Source organism: Streptomyces beihaiensis (genome assembly GCF_026274175.1).
Lineage (GTDB): Bacteria > Actinomycetota > Actinomycetes > Streptomycetales > Streptomycetaceae > Streptomyces > Streptomyces beihaiensis.
In genome coordinates, this window is record NZ_JAPHNL010000057.1 from 1 (window position 1) to 26080 (window position 26080).

Genomic DNA, 26080 nt, shown 5'->3' on the forward strand with positions numbered 1-26080 from the left:
GCCAGCGGACGCGCCGCGACGGCGCGGGCCGCGCGGGCGGCGGCTCCATGCCTTCCAGCAGCGGCAGCCCCGCGTCGAGCAGCTGCTGCGCAGTGACCGGAACGAACGCTGAGAACCTCCGCACCTCGATGTGCTCCGGGACGTCCACGCGCACCCCCTAGTAGACCGATTCCGTGACGTCGTATTCGGCGTCGGCGAGTAGGTGCGAGCGGGCGTCGTACGACCAGCGGGCGAGGCTCATCGCGACGAGCGGAGTGATGTCCACGTCGGACTTGGTCGGGGTCCACGCGATGGTGTCGCCAGAGGCCTTCGTCTTCGCGCCAGCCACGGCGACGTCGAGGTGCCGGTTCGGCACGACCCGGAACGCCTGCTCCCGGACGCCGTCGAGGACCTGCCCGGCGGCGGCCGCCATGTCGAGCGCACCCGTCACCGCGAGGTCACCGGGCTCCGGCTCCTCCGGATCGTCCGGAAGCTCGAAGTTCTCCTTGTCGAGCGCGGTCTTCAGGAACGCGAACGTGCCCTTGCCCATCGCGATGGTCAGCGGCTCCAGCGCCTCCCGTAGCTCCACCAGGCGCGGCATGAGCCACCTGGTGCCGGGACGGTAGTCGGCGATCTGAGCGTGCCCCATGCCGTCCGCGCGGAGCCCGTACACGCAGATCGCCGACGAGTCCCGCAGCGGACTGATGTCGACACCGAGCGCCAGGCCGGCGTCCCGGTCGCGCTGCGATGCCTCGTCGAGCATGGCCGCCCACTTGGCCGGGTCGATGACCGTGGAGCCTTCGGCGCGCTTGGGCCAGATACCGAGGATCTCCCGCGCGAAGCCCTGATCGGACATGCCGCGCCGGTCGCGCGCGGTCGCCTCTTCGGTGACCCGCTGGCCCCACGCCGGGTTGGTCTCCTCCCACAGCGCCTGGTCGTCCAGGTCGATGTCCGTGAGGTGGTCCAGGTCGCCGTCGAGGCCCCAGTCGCGGTAGCCGAGTGAGGCGTCCCCGCCTGCTTCGGCTCGCTCGCGCAGCGCGTACATCACGGCGCCCGTGTCGCCGGAGAGCGGCGGCGTCGACGTGTAGACGATCTGAGGGTTCTGGACGGCCCGCATCGTCGGCATGAGGGCCTCGTTCTGCTCCCACGTGTAGGCGAACGCCTCGTCGATGATGTTGAGGTGGCCGGTGAATCCTCGGCCGCTGCCCTTGCTGCGGGCAATGAACTTCAGCTCGGCGTTGGTATCGAGGCGCTCGAAGCCTTCCTCACCGTTGGTGTTGATGACCTTGATGCGGATGCCGTCGACTTCGAGGAGGTTCTCGTTCGCGCCGACCTGCTTGCCGAGCCGCTTCAGCAACTGCTTCATCCGCCGGAACGCGCGGATGGCCGTCTTGTACTCGTGCGCCGACCACATGATCAGCTGCTCGCCCAGGAGCAGGAACCCGGCCAGGGCCCGGATCTCCAGGATCGCGCCTTTGCCGTTCTGGCGCGGCACCCACTCGGCGAACTCGAAGCACGCCCACTTCCCGTCCGGGCGGACGGACATCATCAGGTCGAGGCTGTCGGCCTGCCACGGGTCCGCGATGAGCCCGGCGCGTTCGGCGAGTTCGCACGCCTCCGGCCCGAGCGTGTATGCGGACGGCGGCCCGAGCTCAACCCTCGGCCTGCTTGCGTGCGATCCGCGCGGTGAGGTCGGAGACACCCGCACCCCCCGTCGGATCAACGGTGGCCGGAGAGGCGCCGTACTGGCCTTGCCGGATCTCCGCCAGAAGGGCCTTGAGAGCCGCAGATTGCTGCCGAGACTCCCCCAACACTCCCCAAATATCAGGGAATTGCGTGACATCAGTGTTGACATCCGCCGAGGACGCGCGCAGTATGGAGTCAAGAAGTTCGAGCCGGTCAGCGATCCGGCAAGCCTCCTCCAGCAGCACCAGGTGAGCTGGGGTCAGAGACCAGATCGCCAGGGATTCCCGCCACATCCGGCGACCCCGTTCACCGAGACTGGCAGGCTCATCAGACACCGTCTCCCTCTCCCTCCATGATCGCTTGGCGCTGCCCAAAAATCGCGGGGGGAGAGGGAGGGTCAGGTGGGGGCGGGGTCGTCCAGCCCTTGATCAAAAAAAGTCGATCATGGTCCGGAAATTCGGACATTCCAACGTTTTCCCAGGTCACAGGATTGCAGCGTCGACGGTGAAGCTGGGGCGCGGCTGCTGCGCGGCGCGCAGCTGGTTGTTCCGGGCCGTGTTGCACCGGCGGTGGGCGAGCCGGACGTTCGATCTGTCGAGCGGATCTCCGCCGAGCCAGAGCGGGACGACATGGTCGACGGTGCGCGCCATGGGGTGTGTGGTGCCAGGCAGAGCCTGGTCGACCCACCTGTGGCACCACCAGCAGTGGGTCTCCTCGGCGTACACCTGGGCTTGGAGGCGGCGCCAGGGTCGGCCGCTGCGGGCCTGCCGGGTGCGGCGGGCGATCTCCTGCTCGGACAGCTGGGGCACGGCTCCACCCCCGGGACATGCGAGAGCCCGGCTCTATGGCCGGGCTCGGAATGTTGCGGGGTGGCAGTGATTTGGTGGGAGACCCTCACGACAGCGCTGCCAACGTCTCACAGAATGAGCGTCGTACGTGATCTATGTCAAGCCGGTGCAGGTCAGGCGCTCTGGCGCATGGGCTTCTGGGCGTGCCGGTGGCGTACGGCGTCGGCGATGTCGGCGAGGTCCCACAGGGCCAGCGCTTGGCCGCGGTTGGGGTTGGGCCGGAAGCCGGCCGGGGTGAGGGTGCGACGGCGCGCCCAGTCGCGGAACTGCTTGGGGCTCATGCCGAGGGAGTAGGCGGCCTGGGTGGTCAGGACGAGAGGCCGGCCGTCGCGGCCGGTGCGTGTGGTGCTCACGCTGCCAGTGTGCCCGGATGGTTGGGCGTGCCATGCTGGCCGCATGCGCCGTCTGATTCGCCGCCTGCTCGGCGTGAAGAGCCCGGCTGAGGAGTACGACGCCGCGATGGCCCACCTGACGCGGTGCGTAGCCGAGGGCTGGGCCGAGGGGATCCGCAACCCGGGATCACCGGATCCCGAGAAGCTGGCTCAGGCGATGGCCTATGCCGAAGGTGTTGCCCGCCGCTCTTTCCCCGCGCTGTACGACGACGAGGCCTGATCGGGCCATATGCTGGGCGCATCCGGCTGGCGACGTGCCGGTTAGTGCGTGGAAGCACGGGTTCGAGTCCCGCTGGACGCGCCCAGCAGGGCGGCCATGGTGTAACTCGACCGGAGGCTGGGATACCGGGTCGGGGACCGCAAGGTCGGTAGCACGCCATCGCACGTCGCATAGGTCAAGTCGGGCCCTGGCTTCGCCGATTTGGGCGGCAGAGCCAGGGCCCGGTTTCGGCTACAGAGCCGTGCTGATGGCGTAGCCGATCAGGCCCACGGTCACGACGGACAGGCCGAGCGCGGCGCCCTGCTGCTTGGCGACCTTGCCCAGGTACGCCTGCGCGGCCAGGGCCGCGACCATGGCGACGGCCGCCTGCTGCTTTCTGGTCATATTTACTCACCTCCTTCAGGTAGTTGAAGTGCAGCATGGCACGAGGGTCTGACAACGACCCTTCGATTAGCAGCCGTTGCGGGTGATCTGGTCGTTTGCGAGACGGCTTGCGAATCCAGGCGGCCGGATCCAGAGTGCGCGCCATGCACTACTACGTGATGAACGGCCCGCACCAGGGCGAGACCGGCACGATGACTGAGGGGGTCGGGGAAATCCGGCTTCCGCACCCGACGGTGGCGGGCGCGCACTGCCGGTACAAGGTAGACAGCGCCGACGCGATGATCGAGCGGGCAGGGTTCGAACCGGGCGTCCAGCTCTACTGCGCCGGTGATGTCGTTGACCAGCAGCCGATACGTCACGAATAGGCGACTACTACACGGAAGCTCCACACAGGCGTCACATCCGCCGCTACGGTCTTCCCTCCAACACACCCTGGGGGACGCATGAGCAACCCGTACACGATGCCGTCGCAGCCGCTCGTACGAACGGCGCCGAAGTGGGCGCGGAAGCGATACGTGCTGCCAGCGATGGGCCTCGCCTTCTTCGTCGGCATCGGTGCCGGCGCGAGTGGACAACATAACGGGGCCGATGCGAAGCCGGCATCGGACAAGGTGCAGCCGGCGGCGACGGTGACCGTGACGGCCACGGCGACGGAGACGGCGGCTGCGAAGCCTGCGCCGACGATCACGGCGACGAAGACGGTCAAGGTGAAGGTGACCGTCACGGCGCATGCGGCGGCCGTGGATTCGGGGAGCAGCGGTGGTTCGTCGGGTGGTTCGTCCGACGGCGGCTCCAGCTCGTCGGGCAGCGATGCCGGGAACGGGGCTACGGCCATGTGCAATGACGGCACCTATTCGTTCGCCGCGCACCACCAGGGCGCGTGCTCCCACCACGGGGGCGTGGCCGTCTTCTACAAGTAGCCCGGGCCGAGCTGCGGCTCACGGCGTCCCGTTGCCTAGGGCGGGACGCCGTCACGGGCCTTGCGGTTACCGCTTCCCGAAGTGATCTGCCGAGTGCACCACGCTGCGGGAGAGCGGCAGCCACCCCTCGGGAACTCTGTGGTGCGCGGGACCCTGTGGACCTTTGCCCCGAAGGGATCGGCGTGCGCGCCCTGCCGTTCGCGCGGAGTCTGTGACCCTTGGCCTTGCGGCTCGGGCGTCGCACGCCGCCCTCGGTCGTCCCCGTTGCCGGCGACTTCCTGCACGGGCCCCGAGAGACCTTAGCCGCGTCCGGCTTCGGCGTTCGTGTCATGCCGTGACCCGACTGTACGCGCCCCGGGTCGCCGTGGTCGCGGCCCGGGTACCGACACGGTCCGCCGACCTACCAGTTAGCGAGGTCGTAGGCTTCGTCCACGACGTACGGGTAATCGCTCGTGCAGTACGCGCTCGAGGTGGCATTTGCCTCGGGCCGCAGCCAGGGTCCGAAGCGGTAGATGCCCCAGCCGGACTTCGGATTGTTCGTGCAGTAGATCTCTGCCCGGAAGTGGCCGGTCCCCGAGTAGCAGTCCGCCCAACCACCCTCCGGCGAGTCAATGATCGTGCCGGTGTGGCAATCGGAGGGTGTGGCGGACGCTGGTGTGGCGCCCAGCGGCCCTAATAGGAGTCCTGCCGAGAGTCCGAGAGCGGCACCTCCAGCGGTCATGGCCTTCTTGATCTTTCCGCGCAACATACGTCTCCCCCTGTGTCGTTCAACGATTGCCTGCGCTTGAGCAGCAGTGTCACGCGGCTGGGCAGGCGGTGCCAAGGGACCGAATGCGCCATGGTGGGGCTCGTACGAGGGGGCATCGAGCAACCTGAGAAATGGGGTGCTCACGTGTCCAGTGTGCCCGCGCCTCGGTCATCCGAATGTCAGTGGTGTGCGCGACGATGCCCGCATGCCGAGCCTGGACGATCTGGCGCCGTACCGTCGCGCGAAGCTGTTGTGGGCGTTCGCGCACTTCGGCGTGGCTGGAATCGAAGAGATGATGCGTGAATGTGCTGGCCGCCCGTGCATGGAAGGTCCACGCCCGGGCTTCACACCGCCCGTCGCCGTGGTCGGTGATGACGGACGGGCCCACCTGTTGCGCGGCGATCGCATGCTGTGCGGTGAAGCCGAGACCGAGCGGGGGTGGCTACACAAGCAGCACTGCGACTTCCACCAGGACAGCGATGGGGCATACGAGCGCACGAGTGCGGCCGTGCCCGCCGGGTTCCAGCTGGAGAGCGTGGTGGCAGCGTGGCACGTCCGGCCCGCACAGCAGCGGTCCGGCGTCTTCGAGGTGCCCCCGCATGAGCGCTGCCGGGGCGCGTGGCACCGAACGCAGCATGATTGGCCGCCGGCCCCGGCGAAGACTGCGGCGGTGCGCCGTATGCGCGCGGCGTTGGTCGAGGCGCTGGGCCCGTACTGCCATCTGTGCGGGCTGTTTCCGGGGCGCATGGTGGATCATGACCACGAGACCGGCTTGGTCCGCGGGCTGTTGTGCGCTCTGTGCAACCGGTCGCTTGAGGAGTGCCCGCACGTCGACTGCTGTCCGAAGGCTGAATACATGGCCCGACCGCCGGCTGCCGCGCTGGGCTTGTCGTATCCGAGGCATCTGGAGTGGAACCCGAGCGCGGCCAGGCGCGCTCAGGTAATCGGCGACCTCGGCTTCGACCCCTTCGACGAACCGCGGTAGTTCTTGTTCAGCTGGCCGCTGCGGTTCTGTTGCCCTGCTTGCGCTCTTCGTGTCGCTCCTTGAGTCGCTGAAGCTTCGCCGGACGCTGGAAGACTTCACCCAACAGTTCGTCCATGAACTCCAGGATGGCCTCTGCGTCGCCACCGGAGATCGGCTCGTCACCGATGTCACCGTGGGCGATGCTATTGCCGTCGTCGCGGATCTGCTGGCTGGTATCCGCCGTGAGCGGGCTGATCACCCCCTGGTCACGCAAGGCGTTGATCTTCCCTTGAATGCCACCGGACGTGAATCCCTTCGCCTTGGCGGTGGCCTCCACCACGGCACGGGCCAGTGCGACAGCCCCGCGGGCAGCGCCGATGCTTAGGCACGCGTGCGCCTCGCTAGCTGTCGCAGCTATCTCCTCCGGAACGTCGGGAAAATCTAGACGCCGCGCCCTGACGGGATCCCACTGCAGGTGCTCTTTCGGGAGCTGCTGCTTCGGGTGGACCGCCGCGGGTTTGTACAGGCTCGCCCATCCGATCGACAGACGCTCGCAGTTCTCGTTCGAGCACTTGAAGGCCGCCATGTAGACGGGCCTATCCCTGTCAGGCGAGCCGGCCCGGTCCCGGGGCCACACCGCCGAGGGCAGTTCGTACGGGTCCGTCACCATGATCATGTGCGTCCGGTCGCCGCACCAGCCGCAGATTGTGCTTGCCATGGTGCAGACGATACGCAGCAACTCGCCAGATTCGCGAGGGTATTGGCGCTTGTGGGTGGGCCGGGGTTCTACCCCTCCCGGGCGCACGGGTTCGCGCGGCCCACCCGGAACGCGGGCGGTGTACGGCCGCCCGGTACGCCTGCCCCTTGGGGGCTCACGGTCAGCGTACGCCGCCGCGGGTACTACAGGCGTTCCCACCAGTCGAGAAAGTGGATCAGCAGCCAAGTTCCGACAATCGGGATGGTGAAGTACGCCAGCCAGAAGAGCGGCAGCCGGTCGGCGTTCTTGGACATGGACGCCGGAGGCAGTGGATCCGGGCGCTTGTATTTCAGCTCATCCATCCGACGAAGGAACGCAGCATAGTCTTCGCTCCGTTCCGTTGACTGTTCCTCGGCTTGGCGTTGGGCGCGCTCTCGGTCGGCCTGCCGCTGGCTGGCTTCGAGCATGAACTGCTTGCGGCGTCGCGATGTCACGGTGCCCCCAGGGTCGGAGTGTGTCTGGATGCTACGGAGTTACTCAGGAGTTCGTGACGGACCGGCGGGTATCACCTCTTGGTCGGTGGGGTGATGAGAGCGAGGTGCGCGGCGCCGGCGCGGACCATGCGGAGCGCCAGGGAGCGGGCGGCGCCGATGGGGTGGCGTGCGTACCCAGCGCAGATGGCCGGCTGCGGGGTGCCGGTGGTGGCGTGGCAGACGACATGCCCTTCGGCGGCGATCGCCGCCCGCGTCATCTGCTGGACGCGTCCGGCCACCAGGTGGGCCAGGTTGCCGGGCCGGTAGATGCAGGTGGCGCACAGGTCTGCGCACTGGCGCACGGTGCGTGTGCGCCAGTCGGCGACGTCTGTGCTCGGATCCGTCACAGTCGTCCGCCTTTCGCGTGCTGGCCGATGTGGGCGTGCGCGGTCGCCATGCAGGCATCCCAGCCGGCCCGGTCGAGCCGCGCGGACCGGCCGATGAGGAGGCTGAGCCCGTCGCGTCCGCAGGGGCCGCACCAGGCTGCCCAGGCGCGTACCGGGGCCGCGGTGCTGAAGCCGACCGGCGGGAAGCTGGCTGGCCGGACCTGAAGGGGCGCGCTCACTGGGGCATCAGCTCCACGTCGAACAGGGCAGGGTGCGTGTCTGGTGCTCGCCGAGTGACGGCCGGGGCCGGGCGCGGGGGTGGTAGCTCCTGGGCGGGCTGTGGCACTGTACGGCGGCGCTCGGGCTTGGCCGGGGCCTCGCCGGTCTTGGGGCACGGGCAGCGGCACCACCAGACGCACGGCTCGCCGCCCGGGCGGACGATGAGCCGGGCCAGAGCGAAGCCGCCAGGCGCCCACACCCAGTCCGTGTTGTCGTCGACCGCGGGGCCGCCCTCTTGCCGGTGTACGCACAGGTCGCACCGGTGGTTGAGGCAGTTCCAGCAGGTACCGCGCTCGCACATCGACCAGCGCTGGAAGCCGAACGGATACTTCCGGTCGATCTCCCGGAAGTGCTCCGGCCACACGTGCTCGCGCACCCAGGCGCCCTCGGCCTCGCTCATCGGGCTCGGGTTGGGCACCGGGTCGACGATGCCCATGATGAGCGCCCCGTGGAGGTTCAACAGCGCGGCGCGATTGATCGTCTCGAAGTCCTCGTCTGTCAGCTTCCGTTGCGGCCGGCGTATCGGCGCGCTCACTCGCCAGTCACCTCCGCATCTTCGGCGATCTGGAGGCCGGCTCGCTCGCAGAACTCGGTCAGGTCCATCTCTCCGTCATGGCGGTCGCCGGTGTCGAAGCGGGCGACGGCGCCGTCGGGGATGCGGGGCCAATGCGCGCTGTCCTCGGTGTCGTAGGCGTCGACGGTGCCGGTCCCGGACCGGTAGCGCAGGTACAGGTACTGGCCGTCGACGGTCCAGGCGTTCCATTGCGAGGGGACGGCGTTGCACGTGCGGACGACACGAGCAAGGGCGATCGGGCGGTCCGGGGTGTATCTGGGCAGCGGGCAGGCCGGGTCTCCCCCGGCGCATCGAACGCCATCACGGGAAGACACGTGGACGTGCTCGCCAGCCCTCAGCGCTTGCTCGGCGACCGCCGCAGTGATGGCCGTCTTCCCGGTCCGGCGCGGGTGCTCGGCGAGGACCTGGCGGCCGGAGCCGAGTTGGAGGACACGGCCGAGGTCCGTCAGCGCGGCGACCGTGGGGTTCTGAGCCCATGTCTCGGCGCAGTCTCGGCAGGAGACCAGGCCGACGCCGCGCGTGCAGACGGGTGTTCCGTCTTCCAGCGCGTGGCGGCTGACGAAGTGGGTGCAGACTGGGCAGCGGTCCGGCTCGGGTGCGCGGCCGCGCTCCACCTGGGCAAGGGCGCGGTCGGCGTCGGGGTACGGGTGGTAGTTCACGATGTCTCTCCGAGGGAGCGGCGGCGGGCGTCGGCGAGTTTCTTCGCCCGCCAGTCGGAGGCGGCCAGGGCTTCGAGGCGGGGCGTCATCGGTGGGTGCCTTCCTGGGGGTTCTGCCGGGCCTCCAGGACGATGCTCGCCATGGAGAGGATCGCGGTGCGCGCGGCCACCGCGTTGACCTGCCGGGTGTCCGGCAGGCCGCGGGTGGCGCGCAGCACGGCGAGCGCCTGGCGCAGTCGGGCGTCGAGGACGAGGGTGATCCGGTCGGTGTCCGGCGCACGCTCCGGCTCGGCGGTCGGCCGCTGTGGCGTGCGCTGGCGCTTCTCGGTCTCGATGGCGTCGATGTCGCGGCGGACGGTGTCCTTGCCGACTCCGAGCCGGGCTGCGATGTTGCGGGCGCTGAGGGCTGGCTCCTGGCGCAGCAGTTCCTCGACCATGGCGCGGCGTGCGGCGATAGTGAGTGGCGCAGGCATGTTCACTGGCTGACTCCTGTGTGGTGGTCGGCGCGCGCCGTGGCGCGCGCCAGTCCGTCGTGTTCAGGCGGTGTGCGTCGCTTCGGTCGCTGCCGGGCCGTTGACGGCGACGAGGGCGCGGCGGGCGTGCTCGTGGGGTCGGTGGTGGCGCGCCTGCTGGGCATGTGGGCCCAGACGGCGAGGGGGAGGCCGGTGGCTGCTATGACGAGGGCGATGTAGGCCAGGACGGCGGTCACGGCTGCGCTCCGTCCTGCTGCGCTTCGGTCGCGGGCCCGGTGCAGGTGACGGTCTCCTCGCTGCTGATGCGGTCGGTGAGCGGCAGTTCGAAGGGGCTGAGTCCGCAGCACGGGGTGAGGCCGGAGCCGTCGGGCGGGCAGGCGTGCACCACCTCGTCCTGCTGCGTCTCGCCTGCTTGTGGGCAGTCGGCGTAGTGGCCGAGGGGGACGGCGCTGTCGCCAGCGACAGCGCAGGTGCAGCGCGGGCCGTCCTGCTGCGTCTCGTCGGCGGGTTGTGCCCAGGCGCCGAGGATGCGGCGAGGGTTGACCGCCGTGGGGCGTTCGCCAGGTTCGAACGACGTGCAGCCGCAGGCGCCGTCTTGGGCTTCGCAGGCCCCCCGGCTGGCGTGCCAGTTGTACGGGTGTGGGCAGTTCAAGCAGGGCGTGGCGAGGGCGATGGGGCGCACGGGCTGCGGCTCGGGGTGCTCGGCTGCGTACCGGCGTTTCGCCGCGCGAACGATCTCGGCGAGGTAGTCCTGCTCCTGCTCGGTGAGGTTGCCGCTGCCGCGCACGGTCACGGTGACGTTGGCGACGTTGATGGCGCGGCAGGTCTCGGCGGCCAGAGGCTCGTCGCACTCGCACCTCTCGTTGAAGGTGAGTCCCTGGCACTGGTCGGCTGGGTGTGGGGCGTGGCCGCAGCCATCGCATTCCTGCTGCGCCTCGTCGTCGCCGTCCTCGATGCACTGGATCACCGCCCGCATCTCGTCCGCCCACTCGGCGGGCACGTAGAGGGGCACGTTGTCGCTGCGGCAGGCCGTGGTGGCGAGGTGGCCGTGATTGTCGCCGCGCCAGCACCACCAGCCGACATGAACGAGCTGCTCGGGCTCGGGCTGCGTCTCGCAGCCGGGGCAGTCGTCCACGTGCTCCGGGTCATCGCTGCTGTCGGCGACGACGTGCACCACCTCGGCGGGCTGCGCCTCGTCGGCCAGGCGGCGGACTCGTTCCTCAGCTGCGGCGCGTGAGTCCCACCAGCCGTTCTCGTAGTCGCGGCTCATGCCGCCACGGGGCCCGAGGTCGCCGTCCCGCACGGCGGCGACCGCCTCGCGCACCACAGCGGCCCGGTCGGCGGGCGGCTTCTCGTCGGCCAGTTCGCCTCGGTGGCGTCGGATCATCTGCGCGGTCCGGGTGGCGGCGATGAGGTCAGCCCACCAGTCGGTCCACGATGCGTGTCCCTGGTGTTCGGCGGTGTGGTCGATGGGCCTGCCGAGGGCCTGGTGCAGGTCGAGTGCCATCCACGCCTGCACGCCACGTACTTGCGCGTCGGCGGGTGCGGGCTGCTCCATCGCCACCCACGTGTGCTGCTCCCGGCCGAGGCGTCCGGCGTGGTCCAGGAACCGGCACTCGGCGGGCGTGGACGGCGCGGCGGCGGGCTGCTCCACGATGTCGGCGAGGATGTACTCCAGCAGCAGCGGGCTGATCGTCTCGCCGGACGCGTCGCCTTCCTGCGACAGCCAGCACCACGTGTGCTCGCCCATCGTGTACTGGCCGCCCTTCCAGCCCTCGTAGGTGGCGCCGAGGGCGGAGCGGGCAGCAGCAAGCATGCCGCCGACGGTTATGCTCTCCGCGGGCTCGAAGGCGAGATCCATGTAGTCGCCGCGGTAAGAGTGCGGGTTGGCGAAGCCGTGCTGCACGACGAGTGTCGGGTCGGCGACTTCGAGGGTGGTGATCAGGTCTCCGAGGTCCATGGTCATCTCCGGGGTGAGGTGGCAGGCTGTCGGGAGCAGCGCCCGGCTATCCCCCGGGCGCTGCACTGCTGGGTCATCGGGTGGGCTGCTCCTCGGTCATCGCAGGTTCAGGCATCGCCCTTCTGCGGCTTCACACCCGCGGCCTCGTACCAGGCGGCGTACTCTGGCGAGCCCATGCCGGGCTCGGCACCGTCCACGGGGGAACTCATCGCGATCGCGGCGGCGAGAGCGAGCGTCGCGTGGGCCTGGGCCTCGGCGGCCAGAGCGGCGCCGGTCACCGGGTCTCCGCCGTCGCCGTAGGTGAAGTGGTGGGCCATCCCGGCGAGGCGCTCGGCCTCGCGGTAGTGCTGCGGGCCGGTCATGAGCGGCCGTCCTTCCGAGTGTTGAGGGTGGTGAGGGCCTCGGCCCACGCGTGGTCAGCGGGCCACGCCGCGCCGTACGCGGCCTCCGCGCGGGCGGCGATCTCGCGGGCGGCGTCCGGGCCGCAGCGGATCTCACCGCGCTCGATCTGGCCGATGATCCGGGCGGCGTCGGTGGTGGGGGTCACTCGTCACCGTCCTCGTCGTAGGCGGCGGCGACCTTCAACCGCCTCACCACGTAACCGGTCATCCACTCGATGCCGTCGATCGTGGCGACCAGCTCGGCGACGCCGTCCTCTTCGTCCTCGATCCAGTCGAGGGAGGCGGTCGGCTGCTCGCGACGGACGTACGCCTCGCAGTGCGCGCGAGCGGGCGCGGCCGTGAGGTAGAGGCCGAACGTGATCGACTCGCGCGACGCGCGGAAGATCGGAAGCACCAGTGCGGAGCCGTCGACCGTACGGCAGGCGTGTGGGTCCGCCGCCATCTGCCGCAGTAGGTCAGCGGGCATCTGGAACCCGCCGTGATTCAGTGCGTCGGCGGCCTCGCGCAGTTCCTCCGAGCGCGCGTTCATGGCAATCACGCGCGCGACCAGCCCCGGGTTGGGGGCGTCCTGGTAGCGGATGAGCAGTGATTCACGGATCGCAGCGCGGGCGCTCATGCTTCACCGCCCGGCACAGAAGGAGCGGACGGCACACGCAGCGCCCCGAACCGGATCCCGGCAGCAACCGCCGCGGGCCCCGTGTGAACCCCCAGCTGCCGGTAGAGCAACCGCCGGTGAGTCCTGACTGTGTGCTCCGAAATGCCCAACCGGCGGCCCGTCTGCGCCACGGTCTCGCCGAGGGCGAGGCCGGTGAGGACCGCCCGCCGCTGGTTGGTCAGCTCGACGGTGGCAGTCGGGTAGCTCTCGTTGGCGCAGCCGATGACGTAGCGGATCAGCCGGTCGGTGTCCTGCGGGGTGAGCGGGAGGCCGAGGTCCTTGACGCCGGTCGCGATGTGGCGGCGGAGGGAAGTGCTGGTCGCGCTCACCGGACCTCACCCGCCTCGGTGCTCTGGGCGCGCAGCTCTGCCGGGCCGTCGTCGCCGAGGGTCTGCGTCGGCGCCAGCAGTCGCGTCAGCCGGTCCGCCGACTCCTCCTCGGCGGTGTGGGCGCTCGCGTCGTCGTCGACCGGCCGGGCCTCTGCGCCGCGAGCTGCGGCTGCCGCGTGCGCGCTGTCCTGCTGGTAGCGGCGGTAGGTGTCCTCGGAGAGGATCTGGCGCAGGTGCCGGTCGACCTCGGCCGGCGTCGCGTCGAAGCGGTCCGGCAGGGCGACGGGCGGGGTGGGCTCGTGGCTGGCGGCGGCGCGCGCCACCCAGGAGGCGATGACGGCGATCGTGGCCCACTCCCAGTGGGACAGCCAGTCGATGATCTGCCGCTCGTACGCGCCGAGTTCGATGCCTGCGGCGGTGAGGGTGTCGCGGAGGATGGCAACCTGGACGGTGTGCTCTTCGAAGCCGTCGGGCCGCTCGTTGATGGGCACCATGGGGACGTTTTGTGTGGTCATGGCGGTATCTCCTGAAGGTCAGTCGTCGAACTCGGGAAGGCCGCGGGTGTCGAGGCCGAGTGGGGAGGCGGCGGCGTGCATGCGGTCGAGGGCGCGGCTCAGGGCCTGCGCGTGGGCGGCGGCGTCGGCGGTGAGGGCGCGCAGCTCGGTGACGGCCTGCTCCGGGGCCCGGCCGCTGTCGACGGTGACGCGGCCCTGCTCGTGGGTGCGCTGTACGGGCCGCAGGGTCTGTTCGATGGCCTGCGGCAGCAGGCGGACCAGGGAGGCGAGGGAGCCGATCGCGTCGTACGCGTGCGGCGGGTACTGCCAGTCGTCGCCGGTGGTGATGGTGTCGTGGTTGAACTGGCGTACGAGGTCACCGGCCTGGGACATCACGCGGTGGGGTGTGGTCATGATGGGCGGCTCTCCTTCTGCGCGCGGTAGCTGTCGCGCGCGTTGCAGGGCTGGGTGAGGCGGGCGAGCAGCAGGGGCAGCGCCTGGATGTCGCCGATCTCGCGGGCGTAGGCGACGGCGTGGTTGATCTGCTGTCTGTCTTCGTCGGTGACCCAGTGGGCGATGACGTGGTGGCAGGCGGGGATGGTCATGACGGCTCTCGTGGTCAGTGACGGCGGGATCGGCGCCAGCGCAGGCCGCCGGGCAGGCTGACGGTGTCGGTGGTGCGACCGGTGCTCGACCAGGCGCGGCGCAGTGGCCCGGCCCCGGCGGATACGGAGGCGGACCGGCGGCCGAGGGTGATCCGGATTCCGGGGGCGATGCGGAACGATTTGCGGAACAGGAAGGCCATGGCGTTCTCCTGGTGGGGCCCGGCGGCGGGAAGCGAGTCGGTGCGCTGTTGCGCGGTCGCGTGTCCGGCCGCCGGGCGGTCTGGGGACGTGCCTACGAGGGCGGTTGAACCCCTGCACACCCTCAAGTGGGGCCGCTCTGCCAGCTGAGCTACGCAGACTGATGGCCGCCGGGGCGGCCGGGAGTCAGTGGACGCGGAAGCCTCCCCGTTGCCTGGCGCGCTCCAGGTAGGCGATCCATTCGAGCCAGTAGTCGAGGCGGTCGGCGCCGACGATGACCTCGACCTCGTCGCCGCTGTGCGTGCGATAGGTCTCCAGCGCGGCAGCGATCTCCTCCGGCGTGACCAACCAGCCGTCGTTCGAGGCGAACTTGTGCAGCGCGATCCCGAACGGCGGGTTGGGGTGCCAGGCGAGGTGCTCGTCGATCGTCTTGGCGAAGGTGACGGCCTCCGGCTTGACCGGCTGCTGGCTCTCGTAGTCCTCGGGGTAGCGGATGGCCGACACGTCTTCCCAGTCGATGCTGTCGGGCTTCTCAGGGAAGTTCGGCTTCTGGTAGTCCATGGTGACCATGCCGAGCTGGTGCATGATCTCCCGGTATTGGGACATGCCCCAGATGTTCAGGCGGAAGTACGAGGTGTCTTCGCCCTCCACCGCGTCGTCGGGAGTGTTCTCGATGTACATGTCGTAGCCCACGGCGGGCCCCTTCTACGTCTGGCCTTCGGACGTAGTGCTGACAGGACTCGAACCTGCGACACGACCCTTATAAGTGGGCCTGCTCTGCCAACTGAGCTACAGCACCTCGGTTTTGAGTTGTGGTCGCCGCGCTCCGTCGAGGAGTGAGGGGCGAACGCGGCGCGGCCGTGGTGGCGGCCGGGCCGGGGGAACGGAACCCGGCCGCCGGTCTGCGCGCTCAGTCGCAGGCGGCCGAGCGGGTGATGGACTGACGGCGCACGTGGTGGGGTCCGGGCAGTTCGCCCCACGGGTCGATGAGCAGGAGGCGGGGGTCCGGGACTCCGAACGCGTCCATCGCCCGGCAGACCTCGCACGGGCACGGGACGGCCAGCCACAGTCCGTGGCAGCTCTCGATGGAGCCGTGGTAGACGACCAGGTCGCCGGGCTCGATCAGGTCGAGTGCGCGGATCAGGGTGTCGGACATGGCTGCCCCTCTCGGGATGGACGGGTGGTTACGGGTGGCTGCGGACGGGCGTGTTGGTCGGGGTCCACCGCATGGCGTCGCCGCTGACCAGCCGGGGCGCCGGAACGTGCACGGGACGGGCGGCACGGATCTCAGCGGTGCGCCCGTAGCGGTCCCACGCCTCGGCGAGCACGTGCGCCTCGGCGGGCTGGTAGGCCATGACACGGCGGAAGCGGCCGTTGATGAACCGGAACGCCTTGCCGGGCTCGTGCCGGTAGGTGCGGCGGTAGATGTCGGCGGCGACGCGGCCGAGAGGGGAACCGAAGCGCCAGTCGGCGGGCAGGCCGCGCCGTACGAGGTATTCGGCGACGGTGGTCCTGCGGGCCGGGAACACGCTCATTGGGGTCCTCCTCGCGTCAAGGCGACGGAACGGGTGGGGTGTTGGCGGTGGACTCTCGCCCTTGGCCATACAAAAAGAGTACGAGAAAGTACGACTCACTACAAGGGGTGAGTCGTACTTTCTTTGACAACTTCTCTCTCGCCCACACCCGTTGGCGATCACCCGCCCTAAGGTGCCGCCCAGGTCACGGCACCCGGGACTCCGTCAGCAGATACATTCGCGCCCCCTCGTACCGCGCCGGTTGGCCCGTCTCGCCGTCGTCGCACTCGTCGTTGATGCACCACGCGCGCGGCCGGTCACTGTCCGCCCGGCCGTACACCGTCCGCTGACCGCAGGCCAGGCACAGCGCGTGCCTGAAGTGCACCGACGGCCCCCGCAGACCGAGCACCGTGAGCACGGTGCCGTGCCAGCGGCCCACCACACGCATCACCTCTGGCACCCGGCCGGCGTTCTCGGCGCCCGGCGGGATCGCCTTCAACGCCCGGTGCCACGGCTGTGTCCGCGCCGAGCCGCGCAGCCGCATGTCCAGGCTGATGGCCTCTGTCTTGATGCGCTGCGACCAGGACACGGCCTCCAGCGACGTCGGCGGCCTGGAGCCGGGAGGCGCATGCCCGCCATCTCGGGGCTGCCGGGTGCGCAGGCCGAGCGTGTCCAGGCGGTAGATGAGGCCGGGTTCGCCGTCGCCGGGGTGCTCCTCGTCGCCGGTGTAGCGGTCCACGAGGTCGGCGACCAGGTCGTCAAGCGTCTGCATCGGCGGCCTCCTTACAGCGGCAGCGCCGCGACGTGCAGTCGGCCTGGTGCTCGCACACGCCTCCGCAGCCCGGTGAGCTGCACGGCCCGTAGATGCGGCCAGCGATGCAGCGCTCCATGTCGCCGACCGTGTGGCCGCACGGGCACCAGTTCTCGTCAGCCTTCGACGTAAGCAGTGCAGGGGTGTCTGCGAGGGGGCACGGGGTATCTCGTGGGCAGGGCTCGTCACGCGCCTGCTGGCACAGTTCGAGGGCGGGGCGCCCGGAGGTGAACGACGGATCGCTCCACTTCTCGTCGGGGTCGCGCGCGACGATCCAGTCGGGGCCGACAGCTTCGATGTGGACGCAGTCGTAGTGGTCGCGGCCGAAGGCGCCGTGTGCGAAGCCGTGGATGATGTCACCGACAGCAAGCGGACGACGGGGTTGTGTGCGGTCAGGCATCGGCGGTCTCCTTGCCCTGTGCGGTCCGCCAGGCGTCCACGATCTTCTTCGGGACGCGCCCGACGGGCGGGCAGTCGTAGCCGGTCGCTGCCGCCCAAGCGCGCACCTCGGCGGCCGGGTAGTCGACAGGCCTGCGGGTCTTCTTCGACCTGGCGGGCGATAGTTCCTCCCTGCGGGCGTGCAGCTCGGCGAGGCGCTTCTCCAGCTGCTCGGCCTCCGAGGTGAGGGCGGCCAGCTCCTGTTCGTCGGCGTACTTCTGGCGCAGGCCCGCGAGAGCCGCGCGGGCGCGGGCCGCCTGGTCCTGAACCGACGGGGCGGGGTGCTCGTCACCCCACTTGAGGAGCCGGCCAACGGGCAGCTTCGCCGGGTCGGTGGCTGGCGCGGGCTGCTTCGGCTCCGCCGGGCTGGGCGGGGTCTGGGTACCGCTCATGGGCTGGGGGGTCCTTTCGTCTGGTGGGGTGACGTCCTGGGGCGGCGGCAACTCGCGGAGCGCGGCGATGGCTTCGGACTTCGTGCCGGGCAGGGCGGGCAAGCTCTGTCGGTCGGTGCGGGTGAACCCGCCGCGGACACCGTGCGCAGTCGAGGGCGTCTCGGTCTGGAGCGCGTCGTACAGACACTCGGGCCGGACCGGGCAGCCACGGCAGATCCTCCGGGCCCGGATGGGGTTGGTGGAAAACCAGAGGTCCGTGTCCTGGCCCGCACAGGCGGCCTGCTGCCGCCAGTCCGAGGTGTACGGCTCAGCGGTGGTCATGGCTCGTCGGTGGTGAGTTCGCGGGCGGCCCGCTTGGGGTTGCGGTCCTCTCGGAGGGCTCCCGGGTGCACGTGTCATGGCGGTCGCAGTTACAGAGGCCGCAGGCGACGCACATCTGATCGGCTTCGAGGCCGCAGGCGAAGCAGCCGCCTGTGAGGCAGAGTTCGAAGTCGTCGAGGAACAGCAGCCGGTCGATCTGGTCGCTCACGGTCGGGTCACCTCCAGCCGTCGGCGACCGCCGCGGTCCTGCTGGGTGGCGACGACGTGGAGGCCCTTGGCGCGCAGTTCGGTGGTGATGGCGGTGAGCTGGTCGGCCTCGCCCGGCCCGTCGTAGAAGACGTTGACCTGTCGGGGTCCGGCCTGGGCGACGCGGAAGCCGGGGTCCCACTCTCCTGCCTCGAACTCGCTGAACCCGTGGCCCTGGTCGGTGAGGAGCCGTTCGACGTCGGCGGCCTTGATGCGACGGGCCATGGTCATCGCCTCCCGACGCCGCGGCGGTGGATGTCTCGAACGGCTTCGGCGGTGAGCGGCGCGTCCGGCTGGGTGCGGACGACGAGCGTGGTCGTCACGGAGTCGTCGGCGGGACCGCGGGCTGCGGTGCTGTGTCGGTCGGTGCGGTGCTGGCAGGCGCACGCCCAGGACGGGCCGCCGGTCTCGTCGCAGTGGCGGGCGCCGGGCACGCCGTCGGCGGCCTCCATGCAGGGGCGGCAGATCACTCGTGCTCCTTGGCGAGTTCGGCGGTGTTGAGGACGGCCCACTCCTGGACGATCTGCCGGGCAGCGGCGAGCATGACGTCGCGCGGAATGATGACGGCTTGCTCGCCCGGACCGATCCCGGCGCCGTGTTCACGCAGCTCTGCGGCGGTGACGTGGGGCACGCCGGGCGCCTTGCCGATGACCATGAAGTCGCTGGAGCGAAGTTCGAGGACGTCTGGGCAGGTGGCACCGCTGGCGCTGCCACGCTGAACCGGGCTGGTTCCCCAGCGTCGGACGATCGGGTTCACGGGTCAGGTCTCCATCTCGTGCGGGAGGGTGCAACGGGTCTCGGGGTCGGCGAGCTGCTCGTCGAGGGCGCCGACCGCGAGGGCGGCCAGGACGCGGGCGTGCTTCTCCTGCACATGCGCGCCCAGCTCGCTGCGAAGGAACTGTGGGCCGCCGGTGCAGTACGGGCATGCCTGGTGGTCGTTGGCGCCGAGCCGGGTGTCGTCGTCGAGGTCGGCGCTGTGCAGTGAGCTGCCGGTGAAGTCGATACGGAGTCCCGGACGCACTCGCTTGTAGTGGAGGGTCTCGCCGGTCTGCCGGTTGGGAATGCAGGCCCACTCGATCACGTCATGCTCCTCACACGTCGGCGCCCCGGTCGCTTCGTTCGCTGCCGGGCTGCCGTTCTCGTGGCTGGCAAGGACGACGTCCTGGTGGTGCTCGCGAATGTGGCCGTCCATGAGCACGCGCGGGATGAGCGGGCACCCTTCGCAGTACGGGCACGGGTCCCGAACCTCGATGCCCGTCAACGGGCCCTGGTTCGGCGGCTCCTGGTCGACTGGATCGGGGCCATTGCAGCCGTACCGCTGCCGCTCGGCCCGGCCGTACTGCTTCGTGCACGGCTGCATGTCAGGGCTGAGGTAGTGCCGACGCACGTCGTCCATGTCGTCGTCTCGCTCCAACCTGCCGTCCAGCTCGTCGCGGAGCTCGACGCCGGCGGCCCGCACGGGGCACATGGCGGCGCCGTGCGCTGCCCGCCAGCGGTCGGCGAGCTGGTACGCGCGCCCGGCAGCAGCCTGGGCGCGGTCGCGCTGGTCCAGGACCTGGCCGACGATCGGCATGACTGCGTCGGTGAGGTCCGCGCGGGCGCGCTTAGCCTCGCCGTGGGATGCCTGTGCCGTCTCCCACGCGGCCGTGATGGTCCGCAGGATCTGCCGGTGCAGGTAAGCCCGTTCCGCCTCGGCGCCGAGTGCGGACGCGGGCAGGTCGTACGCATTGAGGATGCTCGCTGTGAAGTCGTGGCGTGCCTGGGCTTCGTCTTCGGCCCAGACGACGCGGGTGGCGCCATCGTGGCCGTGGACGGACAGCATCAGGTCGAGGCTGTCCCACACGGCGGTGGAAGGCCGTTCGCGCCAGCGGAGGACGGCCGTGCCGTCCGGCCACTGCACGCCGTCGGCCACATCTCCTCGGCCGGAGACGCCTGTCACGTCCTGGTCGCGGCGGAGGACGAAGAGGCGGGGCATGGGGTGGGGCATCGGTCAGTCCTTCAGGTCGTCGATCGTGGTGAAGGTTTCGAGGCGTCGGCGCCCGTCTTTCAGGGCCCGCCGGTGGTGGCGGTGTCGCTCGTGCACCTCCACGAGACGGGTGGCTGCGGCGAAGAGGCAGAGGGCGACGACGGCAAGCACGGACAGCCCCAGCACGGCTGCGAAGCCGCCGAGGGCGGAGACGGTGAGCACCTGGGCCGGCGTCACTGCTGCCTCCGGGCGCGGCTGGCCGTGTACACGGCGTGGACGGACGCCCCGGCGAACATCGCGCCGGAGAGGAGGAACCCCGCCGCCCACCCGGTGAGGCCGCGGTAGACGGCGTCGATGCCGCTGAGGAGGCAGGCCAGGGCGAGGAGGGCTGCGAACCAGCGGTCGGACAGGCCGAAGGCGAGGCCGATGATGGCCACGAGCGCGATGCCGATCGCGATGAGGATGAGGGTGGACATGAGACGCCCTTCAGGCGGTTGTGGGTGCCGGGTGGGGGTTCTTCTGTTCGGTCTTGCACGCCGCGCAGTAGGCGGTGCGTCCGTCGGGCGAGAGCCGGGCGTGCAGCGCCTGGTGGTGGCCGTGGACGCAGTACGTCTTGGGTTCGCGGCTGCCGAGGATGCGGCGCAGCTGTGCGCGCAGGCGCAGGCGACCCGGTTGGTCTTCGACGTGGGCCGGTGCGACGCACTGGCGCATGCCGCACTCGGCCTTCACCTGGCCCTCAGGCTGCCGCCCGTGCTGGAGCGTGAACGCGATCGCGGCCGGGCTGTAGGACTGCTCCTTGTAGCGCATGACGGGCGTGCGGGCTGCTCCGACGCGTTCGCCGAGCCACTCCAGGTGGCCGCCCTCCAGCGGGCGCGTCAGGCTGCGCCACTTCTGCTCCAGGGTGAGCGGCTGCGGTACGGCGTTCGGCAGGTTCAGGGCGCGCCGGATGTCGGCGACGCGGTGCCGGTCGCAGCCGAGCGCTCGGGAGATGGCCGTGTTGGAGTGGCCCTCGCCGAGCATGGCCACGATGTCCGCGCGCGGCACGCCGCGGCTCATGAAGCTGCCCTCAGGCGGTGGGCGGTGGGCGGCTTCGGGCCGTGGGCGGCCCCGGCAACCCGGTTGAGGCGTTCGCGCCGCACCTCGCCGCTCCAGCACTCCGGGTCCATGCGCTCGCCGAGCCACAGGTGCCGCAGCAACGCGGCCTGAGTGCCGCACCTCGGCGGGGCACCCGTGAAGACGAGGGGCGGCTTGTCGGCGTCGTGGCCGGGGGCGTCGGCGTCGAGGCGCCACCGCTCGTGTGCGGTGAGTCCGGCGACGACGCCGTCACGGCGGATCTCGGGCTCGCCGTGCTCCAAGCGCTGCACGTTGGCGAGGCACTGGGCCCGGACCGGGCAGTGCACCGCGCAGATGATGCGCGCCTGCTGCTCGTGTTCCTTCTCGGAGAACAGGTTCGGGTCCTGGTCGCGGCAGGCCATGTGCGCCATCCAGTCGAGGCGGCGGCCCGCGGTGTCGGGGACGGATCCGGTGTAGTTCATGGCTCACTCCGCGGGCGTGCGGGCGCCCTTGGGCGCCTTGCGGATGGTGACCTTGCGGTCACGGCGGCGTACGGCGTCGGCGAGGGTCGGAGAGACACGGACGCGGACGACCTGGTGCGCGGGCGCGGTGAACGTGTCGCCGGTCTGCGGGTTGCGTCGCTTGGTGCGCTTGACGCGGTGGGAGATGAACGTGACGAAGTTGGTGATCGCCACGTCGTGGCCGGAGGCGTTGGCGCGGGCGATGGCGTCGAACGTGGCCATGACCGTGTCCCGTACGGCGGCCGGGTCGGTGCCGAGGTCGGCGGCGACGACCGCGATGAGCTGGGTCGTGTTCAGACGGTTCTTGACGGGTGTGGGCTTCTTCTTCACATGTTCCTCCGGGAGTTGAAGTGGGGCGCGTGGACTGGGGCCCCGCACGAGCAGGGGTGGGGCTGCATGCAGACCGGGCAGTTCTCCCGTGCTCGCGCCGGGCAGCTCCGCCGTCGACCAGTCACGGCAGCAGGCCCTTGTCACGGGCGGCCGTCAGCCAGGAGCCGAGTTCGCGGGTGATGCCGTCGTAGAGGTCGCGGTCGGGCAGCGTCGACGGGAGCGCCCCGGCGTGGAAGTAGGAGGCGTTGTCGACGAGCCGGCCGCCCATCGAGTCGAGCTGCTTGAGGAAGTCGACCTCGTTGCGGCCGAAGCCGACGAAGCTCCAGAAGATCGGCAGCTTGGATGCCTGCGCGAGCTGGAGGCGGGCGGCGTCGTGGTCCTGCGGCTCGCCGTCGGTCTGGAAGATGACCAGTGCCGGGTCGGTGGTGCGGGCGTCGAGGTAGTGCGCGATGACGGCGCGCATCGCGATCGTGTACTGGGTGCCGCCCATGGAGTGTTCGCCGCCGTGGAGTTGATGCTGCTGGGCGACGGCGCCGTGGTAGTGGTCGAGGCTGATGTCGACGGTCGGGTATGGCTGGCTGTCGAACATGATGAGCGGCACGGTGCCGTCGTCGTCGAGGTTCGCGGACATGGCCAGCACCTGGTCGGCGAGTTTCTGGACGCTGCCGTTGGCGTAGTAGGCCTTCATCGAGTACGAGCGGTCGATGACCAGGTATACGGCGGCCCGCTGCCCGGCGGGGATGCCTGCCTTGGTCAGGGAGATGCCCGCGGTCTTGACGAGCGAGACGAGTTCGGTCGGGACGGCGGTGGTAGGGGGCGCCGCCGTCGCGTTCGGGGATGCGGTGTGGGGCTTCTTGCGGTGGAACACGGGTGTTTCTCCTTGGTGTAAGTGGTGCCGCCCGCCGCCGGGGCCGGTGTCACCCGGCGGCGGGCGGGGTCTTGGGTCATGCCCCGGCCTGCTCCTGAGCGAGCGGGACGTGAGGCTGGCTGCCGAATGGCTGGGTGGGGTCGAAGCGCGCGCCGCCGCTGTGCTCGCGCAGTTGGCGGTCGGCGGCTTCGTTGGCGGCTTGGAGTTGGGCCAGGCGCTCGTCGAGCTTCCGGGTGCGGTCCTTCTCGCTGGCGAGTTGGGCGCGGAGCCGGTTGGTCTGGGCGTCGTTGAAGCGGGTCCGCCACCTGCGGATGATGCTGGGGATCTTCATGCGTGCCTCGCGGTGCGGGTCGAGCGGGGAGGGCCGATGCGACGGTCGAAGCGGTCGAACGACTCGGTGAGTTCGCTGGCGATGGACTCGCGGAAGTCGTCGTCGCGCAGGCAGTCGGGGAGGCGCACGATGTGCGTGCGCAGGATGCCGGTCTCGACGTCGTAGTCCTGGCCGGTGCTCCAGTCGGCGGCCGGGAACGTGTCCCGCAGCAGGATCGCGATGTCGTGATGCTGGCTGCCGTGGAGCGGCACTTCGCGGTGCCCGAACGGCGGGCGGGGGTCCGTGGTGAGCGCGAGGACAACCCAGCGAAGTCCTTCGTCCCAGCGGACGAGGGTGACGCGTACCTCGGCGAGACGGTGGCCGGTCACGGCGCGCAGTTGATCGCGCAGCGCATCGCGCGTGGCGATGTCGGCCCTGTGGGCGGCGGTCGCGTCGCTCATGCCGCACCTCCGATGCCGTCGGTTGAGGTGACGGCGTCCGGGTGGTCGATGACCAGGTGCTGGAGGGCGTGCTCCAGGGCCGGGGGCTCCATGGCGTACCGGTCGGGGTCGTCCAGGGGCAGGCTGTCGTGCAGCCGCTGGAAGACGACCTGTTGGACGCGCCGGGAGTGCTTGAGCCGGAAGTCGTACCACCAGGTGCGCACGTGGGTCAGCGGGCCGTGTGCGGCGATGTGCGTCGTTGCGGTCATCGCCGTCTCCTTTCGGTCGGGTGATGCTGTCGGGTGGGGTCGAGGCGCTCAGCTGCTCTGCTGGGCCTCGTGGACGGCTGCGGTGACGATCACGCTGACCAGCCACACGGCCAGACACGCCACGAGCCAGGCGCGCACCCACCCCGGCGCGCGGCCGGTGAGCGCGACGTATGCGAGCGGCGGCATCTCCACGGCGAAGCCGACGAGTCGGCCAGCCGTCTTGGCTCGGGTGCTGGAGTGGGTCATCGCGAGTAGCCCTTCAGGGGTCAGTCGGATCGGGTGGTGAGGGCCGCGCGGACAGCGGCGGCGCCTCTGTGGGCGGTCTCGGGGCCGGGCGGCCGCCGACGGTGGCGCCACAGCTCGCGTCGGGCGGCGAGCAGGTCGGGGGGCTCGGCGTCGGGGTCGGCGATCAGCTGGGCGACGACGACCAGGACGTGACCCCAGGTCATGCCCTCGGTGCGGGCCTGCCCGAGGACGTCGCGGACTTGGTCGCTCGACCAGTCGGGGCGGCAGGCCGCGGTGAGCGCGAGCAGCTGCGGCGTGGCCGGGCATGGCACGTCGGTCATATCGGCAGCCTCCTCAGCAGGGTCGTCAGGTCCGGTGGTCGGCAGGCGCGGCACACGCCGCCGGGCAGCGGTGTGCGCGAGGGCGCCCGACAGGCGTCGCACTCGTGCCAGCGGCCGGGCGGGCGCGGGTGGCCGGGGCGGTGCGGGCCGGGCGGGCGAGGCGGACGCTGACCGTCGGCGAGTCGGTAGGGGATGTCGATGCCGAGCTGCCGTTCCCGCTCGGCGAGTTCGGCTTCGATGCGGCGCAGCTTGGCGGCGGCAGCGCGGTCGCGTGCGCACACGTCGCACCGGACGCCGGTGTGCCAGATCCGCCCGGACTCGCACGCGGTCAGGCCGCAGCCGCGGCGAACTACTGCGGCGCCAAGCAGCCACCGGCCCGGATCGCGGATCGTCTCCGTGGAGGCGAACCGAAGCTGAAGCCGGGTCCGGAGCCGCTCGGGCTCCTGGCCTTCGTCGAGCTGGCGGCCGATCTCCCGCGCCAGCTCCCGCACCACGTACGGCGACAGGCCCGGAAGCAGCAGCTTCACCGGTTCCAGGACTCGCCAGATCCGCGGAGCGAATGTCGCCTCAGGCCGCTCGGGCGCGCGGCGGAACGTCGGCGTACGTGGCAGGTCTTCCACGGCCGGTCGCGCGCTACTACCGGTAGTTCGCCTCCGGCGGATGGAACCACCGGCCGGTGGTTCGTCCGGTGAGTCAGTCTGGGGGTGTTCCTTAGACGCGAGGGACCCCTCACCAAGATCCGTACCCGATCCCTCATCAGAGTCCGCAGTGAGAGGAGGCTGCACCGGCTCGTCGTGCACGGTGTACACGTGCCGCCCCCGGTATCCCGCCCGCCGGTCGACGCTGATCCAGCCGAGGCCCTCCAGGACGCGGAGGATGCGGCGCACCGATCGCGGGTCGAGGGGCTGGCCGGCCTTCTTCCCGGACCGGTGCCTGAGCAGGCTGCCCAGGTCGGTGAGAGTGATGTGGTGGCCGGTGGCGGTGGCGTACGACAGGGCGGCGTACGCGCGCAGCTGGCGCGGGTTGAGGGCTTCGGCCGCGCGGGTGGGCACCCATGCCCCGTGTTCGGTCCGGCCGACGGCGCGTACGCGGCGTACGGCGGTTGTTCCGGTGCCGCCGGGCAGGGTGCGCCGGTAGCTGGTGACCTCGGCGATGTCGTCGTCCGGCGCGGGGCGCATCAGCTCGGTCAGGGCCCGTTCGACGGTCGACCGGGATATGCCGAGCAGCGCGGCGAGGTAGGCGACCCCGGCCTCGCAGCCGGTCTTGCGCCGCTCCAGGGCGGCGACCTTCGTGTACACGGACACGGTGGCGTCGCTGTAGAAGCCGACGATCACGCGTAGCGGCACACGGACGCGTTGGGGCATGGGGGTCACCTCCTCTCCGGAGCTGGCGGGAGCAGTGCGGGGATGCGGTCAGCTGGCGGCGTTACGCAGGCCGTCGATAGCGGCCGCGCAGGCGCCGTCGCCGTTGTCGCGGTCGTACAGCCGCGGGTCCAGTTCGTCGCTCAGGCGGATCTTCATCACGCGGCCTTGCAGGTAATCGAAGTACGGGTCCTGGCCTGCCTCGGCGAGGACTTCCGCCGCGCGCTGCGCCGTCATCGGTGCGATCGAGCGGGGGTCCAGGAACCCGAGTCCCTGCGGCTTGGACGCGTTGTAGAGCGCGGCCAGTACGGCGGCCCGGTCCAGGCCCGCAATGTTCACGCTGGTCATGGA

50 protein-coding genes and 2 tRNA genes are annotated in these 26080 nt (G+C 70.5%); 4 read left to right on the forward strand and 48 right to left on the reverse strand.

Annotated features, from left to right (window positions below; genetic code table 11):
- Positions 1-157: 157 nt before the first annotated feature.
- From OFY01_RS07190 to OFY01_RS07205, 4 genes are all read right to left on the reverse strand, one after another.
- Complete coding sequence (locus OFY01_RS07190) at positions 158-1528, reverse strand: hypothetical protein (RefSeq protein ID WP_266597455.1); 1371 nt, start codon at positions 1526-1528, stop codon at positions 158-160.
- 103 nt (positions 1529-1631) lie between these two features.
- Positions 1632-2000 carry a hypothetical protein gene (locus OFY01_RS07195; protein ID WP_266597457.1) on the reverse strand — a complete coding sequence of 123 codons (369 nt, stop codon included), beginning with the start codon at positions 1998-2000 and terminating at the stop codon, positions 1632-1634.
- Positions 2001-2147: 147 nt separating this feature from the next.
- The gene (locus OFY01_RS07200; RefSeq protein ID WP_266597459.1) at positions 2148-2474 is read right to left on the reverse strand and encodes an HNH endonuclease; all 327 of its coding nucleotides are present in this window, start codon (positions 2472-2474) and stop codon (positions 2148-2150) included.
- 152 nt (positions 2475-2626) lie between these two features.
- The gene (locus tag OFY01_RS07205; RefSeq protein ID WP_266597461.1) at positions 2627-2866 is read right to left on the reverse strand and encodes a hypothetical protein; all 240 of its coding nucleotides are present in this window, start codon (positions 2864-2866) and stop codon (positions 2627-2629) included.
- Positions 2867-2909: 43 nt separating this feature from the next.
- Here OFY01_RS07205 and OFY01_RS07210 point away from each other — a divergent pair, with 43 nt between their 5' ends.
- Positions 2910-3125, forward strand: coding sequence for a hypothetical protein (locus OFY01_RS07210; RefSeq protein WP_266597463.1), 216 nt, complete (start codon positions 2910-2912; stop codon positions 3123-3125).
- 231 nt (positions 3126-3356) lie between these two features.
- Here OFY01_RS07210 and OFY01_RS07215 read toward each other — a convergent pair whose 3' ends face one another.
- Complete coding sequence (locus OFY01_RS07215) at positions 3357-3509, reverse strand: hypothetical protein (RefSeq protein ID WP_266597465.1); 153 nt, start codon at positions 3507-3509, stop codon at positions 3357-3359.
- Positions 3510-3652: 143 nt separating this feature from the next.
- Here OFY01_RS07215 and OFY01_RS07220 point away from each other — a divergent pair, with 143 nt between their 5' ends.
- The 3 genes from OFY01_RS07220 (at position 3653) to OFY01_RS07230 (ending at position 6162) form a co-directional block, all read left to right on the forward strand.
- Positions 3653-3874, forward strand: a complete 222-nt coding sequence (locus OFY01_RS07220; protein ID WP_266597467.1) for a hypothetical protein — start codon at positions 3653-3655, stop codon at positions 3872-3874.
- A 78-nt stretch (positions 3875-3952) separates the two neighbouring features.
- Positions 3953-4429 (forward strand): DUF3761 domain-containing protein, encoded by a 477-nt coding sequence (locus tag OFY01_RS07225; protein ID WP_266597469.1) that lies wholly within the window; start codon positions 3953-3955, stop codon positions 4427-4429.
- 953 nt (positions 4430-5382) lie between these two features.
- Positions 5383-6162, forward strand: a complete 780-nt coding sequence (locus OFY01_RS07230) for an endonuclease domain-containing protein (RefSeq protein WP_266597471.1) — start codon at positions 5383-5385, stop codon at positions 6160-6162.
- 7 nt (positions 6163-6169) lie between these two features.
- Here OFY01_RS07230 and OFY01_RS07235 read toward each other — a convergent pair whose 3' ends face one another.
- The 43 genes from OFY01_RS07235 to OFY01_RS07445 all read right to left on the reverse strand — a co-directional run bounded on the left by OFY01_RS07235 (position 6170) and on the right by OFY01_RS07445 (position 26077).
- Positions 6170-6859: a DUF4145 domain-containing protein gene (locus OFY01_RS07235; protein ID WP_266597472.1), complete on the reverse strand. Its 690-nt coding sequence runs from the start codon at positions 6857-6859 to the stop codon at positions 6170-6172.
- A 182-nt stretch (positions 6860-7041) separates the two neighbouring features.
- Positions 7042-7305, reverse strand: coding sequence for a hypothetical protein (locus tag OFY01_RS07240; RefSeq protein WP_266597473.1), 264 nt, complete (start codon positions 7303-7305; stop codon positions 7042-7044).
- 98 nt (positions 7306-7403) lie between these two features.
- A complete protein-coding gene (locus OFY01_RS07245; protein WP_266597474.1) occupies positions 7404-7718 on the reverse strand; it encodes a hypothetical protein in 315 nt (104 codons plus the stop codon).
- Positions 7715-7936, reverse strand: coding sequence for a hypothetical protein (locus tag OFY01_RS07250; protein ID WP_266597476.1), 222 nt, complete (start codon positions 7934-7936; stop codon positions 7715-7717). Before OFY01_RS07250 ends, OFY01_RS07245 begins: the two co-directional genes overlap by 4 nt.
- Positions 7933-8511: a DUF6248 family natural product biosynthesis protein gene (locus tag OFY01_RS07255; protein WP_266597478.1), complete on the reverse strand. Its 579-nt coding sequence runs from the start codon at positions 8509-8511 to the stop codon at positions 7933-7935. The genes OFY01_RS07250 and OFY01_RS07255 overlap by 4 nt, the downstream gene beginning before the upstream one ends.
- Entirely contained in the window at positions 8508-9209 is a 702-nt protein-coding gene (locus OFY01_RS07260) for a hypothetical protein (RefSeq protein ID WP_266597480.1), read from the reverse strand. The genes OFY01_RS07255 and OFY01_RS07260 overlap by 4 nt, the downstream gene beginning before the upstream one ends.
- An 85-nt stretch (positions 9210-9294) precedes the next feature.
- A complete protein-coding gene (locus OFY01_RS07265; protein WP_266597482.1) occupies positions 9295-9681 on the reverse strand; it encodes an HTH domain-containing protein in 387 nt (128 codons plus the stop codon).
- 2 nt (positions 9682-9683) lie between these two features.
- Positions 9684-9917 (reverse strand): hypothetical protein, encoded by a 234-nt coding sequence (locus OFY01_RS07270; protein ID WP_266597484.1) that lies wholly within the window; start codon positions 9915-9917, stop codon positions 9684-9686.
- Positions 9914-11641, reverse strand: coding sequence for a hypothetical protein (locus OFY01_RS07275; RefSeq protein WP_266597485.1), 1728 nt, complete (start codon positions 11639-11641; stop codon positions 9914-9916). Before OFY01_RS07275 ends, OFY01_RS07270 begins: the two co-directional genes overlap by 4 nt.
- Before the next feature lie 107 nt (positions 11642-11748).
- On the reverse strand, positions 11749-12003 hold the full coding sequence (locus tag OFY01_RS07280; RefSeq protein ID WP_266597486.1) for a hypothetical protein: 255 nt from the start codon (positions 12001-12003) through the stop codon (positions 11749-11751).
- Positions 12000-12188, reverse strand: a complete 189-nt coding sequence (locus OFY01_RS07285; RefSeq protein WP_266597487.1) for a hypothetical protein — start codon at positions 12186-12188, stop codon at positions 12000-12002. The genes OFY01_RS07280 and OFY01_RS07285 overlap by 4 nt, the downstream gene beginning before the upstream one ends.
- On the reverse strand, positions 12185-12658 hold the full coding sequence (locus tag OFY01_RS07290; RefSeq protein WP_266597488.1) for a hypothetical protein: 474 nt from the start codon (positions 12656-12658) through the stop codon (positions 12185-12187). The genes OFY01_RS07285 and OFY01_RS07290 overlap by 4 nt, the downstream gene beginning before the upstream one ends.
- Positions 12655-13026: a response regulator transcription factor gene (locus tag OFY01_RS07295; protein ID WP_266597489.1), complete on the reverse strand. Its 372-nt coding sequence runs from the start codon at positions 13024-13026 to the stop codon at positions 12655-12657. The genes OFY01_RS07290 and OFY01_RS07295 overlap by 4 nt, the downstream gene beginning before the upstream one ends.
- Positions 13023-13541, reverse strand: coding sequence for a hypothetical protein (locus OFY01_RS07300; protein ID WP_266597491.1), 519 nt, complete (start codon positions 13539-13541; stop codon positions 13023-13025). Before OFY01_RS07300 ends, OFY01_RS07295 begins: the two co-directional genes overlap by 4 nt.
- 18 nt (positions 13542-13559) lie before the next feature.
- On the reverse strand, positions 13560-13934 hold the full coding sequence (locus OFY01_RS07305; RefSeq protein WP_266597493.1) for a hypothetical protein: 375 nt from the start codon (positions 13932-13934) through the stop codon (positions 13560-13562).
- Entirely contained in the window at positions 13931-14125 is a 195-nt protein-coding gene (locus tag OFY01_RS07310) for a hypothetical protein (RefSeq protein WP_266597495.1), read from the reverse strand. Before OFY01_RS07310 ends, OFY01_RS07305 begins: the two co-directional genes overlap by 4 nt.
- Before the next feature lie 14 nt (positions 14126-14139).
- Positions 14140-14325 (reverse strand): DUF4236 domain-containing protein, encoded by a 186-nt coding sequence (locus tag OFY01_RS07315; protein ID WP_266597497.1) that lies wholly within the window; start codon positions 14323-14325, stop codon positions 14140-14142.
- An 89-nt stretch (positions 14326-14414) separates the two neighbouring features.
- Positions 14415-14484, reverse strand: a tRNA-OTHER gene (locus OFY01_RS07320).
- A 25-nt stretch (positions 14485-14509) separates the two neighbouring features.
- The gene (locus tag OFY01_RS07325) at positions 14510-15016 is read right to left on the reverse strand and encodes a hypothetical protein (RefSeq protein ID WP_266597499.1); all 507 of its coding nucleotides are present in this window, start codon (positions 15014-15016) and stop codon (positions 14510-14512) included.
- Between the two features lie 32 nt (positions 15017-15048).
- Positions 15049-15122: transfer RNA gene (locus OFY01_RS07330), tRNA-OTHER, on the reverse strand.
- 111 nt (positions 15123-15233) lie between these two features.
- Entirely contained in the window at positions 15234-15479 is a 246-nt protein-coding gene (locus OFY01_RS07335) for a hypothetical protein (protein WP_266597501.1), read from the reverse strand.
- A 28-nt stretch (positions 15480-15507) separates the two neighbouring features.
- A complete protein-coding gene (locus tag OFY01_RS07340) occupies positions 15508-15858 on the reverse strand; it encodes a hypothetical protein (protein ID WP_266597503.1) in 351 nt (116 codons plus the stop codon).
- Between the two features lie 184 nt (positions 15859-16042).
- Entirely contained in the window at positions 16043-16609 is a 567-nt protein-coding gene (locus OFY01_RS07345; protein ID WP_266597505.1) for a hypothetical protein, read from the reverse strand.
- Entirely contained in the window at positions 16596-17048 is a 453-nt protein-coding gene (locus OFY01_RS07350) for a hypothetical protein (RefSeq protein WP_266597507.1), read from the reverse strand. Before OFY01_RS07350 ends, OFY01_RS07345 begins: the two co-directional genes overlap by 14 nt.
- Complete coding sequence (locus OFY01_RS07355; RefSeq protein WP_266597509.1) at positions 17041-17799, reverse strand: WhiB family transcriptional regulator; 759 nt, start codon at positions 17797-17799, stop codon at positions 17041-17043. The genes OFY01_RS07350 and OFY01_RS07355 overlap by 8 nt, the downstream gene beginning before the upstream one ends.
- Positions 17786-18007, reverse strand: a complete 222-nt coding sequence (locus OFY01_RS07360) for a hypothetical protein (RefSeq protein WP_266597511.1) — start codon at positions 18005-18007, stop codon at positions 17786-17788. Before OFY01_RS07360 ends, OFY01_RS07355 begins: the two co-directional genes overlap by 14 nt.
- Positions 18004-18270 carry a hypothetical protein gene (locus OFY01_RS07365; protein ID WP_266597513.1) on the reverse strand — a complete coding sequence of 89 codons (267 nt, stop codon included), beginning with the start codon at positions 18268-18270 and terminating at the stop codon, positions 18004-18006. Before OFY01_RS07365 ends, OFY01_RS07360 begins: the two co-directional genes overlap by 4 nt.
- A 2-nt stretch (positions 18271-18272) precedes the next feature.
- Entirely contained in the window at positions 18273-18515 is a 243-nt protein-coding gene (locus OFY01_RS07370; protein ID WP_266597515.1) for a hypothetical protein, read from the reverse strand.
- The gene (locus OFY01_RS07375; RefSeq protein ID WP_266597517.1) at positions 18512-18802 is read right to left on the reverse strand and encodes a hypothetical protein; all 291 of its coding nucleotides are present in this window, start codon (positions 18800-18802) and stop codon (positions 18512-18514) included. Before OFY01_RS07375 ends, OFY01_RS07370 begins: the two co-directional genes overlap by 4 nt.
- 3 nt (positions 18803-18805) lie before the next feature.
- Positions 18806-20032 carry a hypothetical protein gene (locus tag OFY01_RS07380; RefSeq protein WP_266597519.1) on the reverse strand — a complete coding sequence of 409 codons (1227 nt, stop codon included), beginning with the start codon at positions 20030-20032 and terminating at the stop codon, positions 18806-18808.
- Between the two features lie 3 nt (positions 20033-20035).
- The gene (locus OFY01_RS07385) at positions 20036-20248 is read right to left on the reverse strand and encodes a hypothetical protein (RefSeq protein ID WP_266597521.1); all 213 of its coding nucleotides are present in this window, start codon (positions 20246-20248) and stop codon (positions 20036-20038) included.
- Positions 20245-20487: a hypothetical protein gene (locus tag OFY01_RS07390; RefSeq protein WP_266597523.1), complete on the reverse strand. Its 243-nt coding sequence runs from the start codon at positions 20485-20487 to the stop codon at positions 20245-20247. Before OFY01_RS07390 ends, OFY01_RS07385 begins: the two co-directional genes overlap by 4 nt.
- Before the next feature lie 10 nt (positions 20488-20497).
- Entirely contained in the window at positions 20498-21067 is a 570-nt protein-coding gene (locus tag OFY01_RS07395) for a hypothetical protein (protein WP_266597525.1), read from the reverse strand.
- Positions 21064-21546: a WhiB family transcriptional regulator gene (locus tag OFY01_RS07400; RefSeq protein ID WP_266597526.1), complete on the reverse strand. Its 483-nt coding sequence runs from the start codon at positions 21544-21546 to the stop codon at positions 21064-21066. The genes OFY01_RS07395 and OFY01_RS07400 overlap by 4 nt, the downstream gene beginning before the upstream one ends.
- Positions 21547-21549: 3 nt before the next feature.
- Entirely contained in the window at positions 21550-21915 is a 366-nt protein-coding gene (locus OFY01_RS07405) for an HU family DNA-binding protein (protein ID WP_266597528.1), read from the reverse strand.
- 121 nt (positions 21916-22036) lie between these two features.
- The gene (locus OFY01_RS07410; RefSeq protein WP_266597530.1) at positions 22037-22783 is read right to left on the reverse strand and encodes a VWA domain-containing protein; all 747 of its coding nucleotides are present in this window, start codon (positions 22781-22783) and stop codon (positions 22037-22039) included.
- Positions 22784-22859: 76 nt separating this feature from the next.
- Positions 22860-23114 carry a hypothetical protein gene (locus OFY01_RS07415; protein ID WP_266597532.1) on the reverse strand — a complete coding sequence of 85 codons (255 nt, stop codon included), beginning with the start codon at positions 23112-23114 and terminating at the stop codon, positions 22860-22862.
- Positions 23111-23554, reverse strand: a complete 444-nt coding sequence (locus OFY01_RS07420; RefSeq protein WP_266597534.1) for a hypothetical protein — start codon at positions 23552-23554, stop codon at positions 23111-23113. Before OFY01_RS07420 ends, OFY01_RS07415 begins: the two co-directional genes overlap by 4 nt.
- Positions 23551-23802: a hypothetical protein gene (locus OFY01_RS07425; RefSeq protein WP_266597536.1), complete on the reverse strand. Its 252-nt coding sequence runs from the start codon at positions 23800-23802 to the stop codon at positions 23551-23553. The genes OFY01_RS07420 and OFY01_RS07425 overlap by 4 nt, the downstream gene beginning before the upstream one ends.
- A gap of 48 nt (positions 23803-23850) precedes the next feature.
- Positions 23851-24048, reverse strand: a complete 198-nt coding sequence (locus tag OFY01_RS07430; RefSeq protein WP_266597537.1) for a hypothetical protein — start codon at positions 24046-24048, stop codon at positions 23851-23853.
- Between the two features lie 20 nt (positions 24049-24068).
- Entirely contained in the window at positions 24069-24368 is a 300-nt protein-coding gene (locus OFY01_RS07435) for a hypothetical protein (protein WP_266597538.1), read from the reverse strand.
- Positions 24365-25732 (reverse strand): hypothetical protein, encoded by a 1368-nt coding sequence (locus OFY01_RS07440; protein ID WP_266597539.1) that lies wholly within the window; start codon positions 25730-25732, stop codon positions 24365-24367. The genes OFY01_RS07435 and OFY01_RS07440 overlap by 4 nt, the downstream gene beginning before the upstream one ends.
- 48 nt (positions 25733-25780) lie before the next feature.
- Complete coding sequence (locus tag OFY01_RS07445; RefSeq protein WP_266597540.1) at positions 25781-26077, reverse strand: hypothetical protein; 297 nt, start codon at positions 26075-26077, stop codon at positions 25781-25783.
- Positions 26078-26080 lie beyond the last annotated feature (3 nt).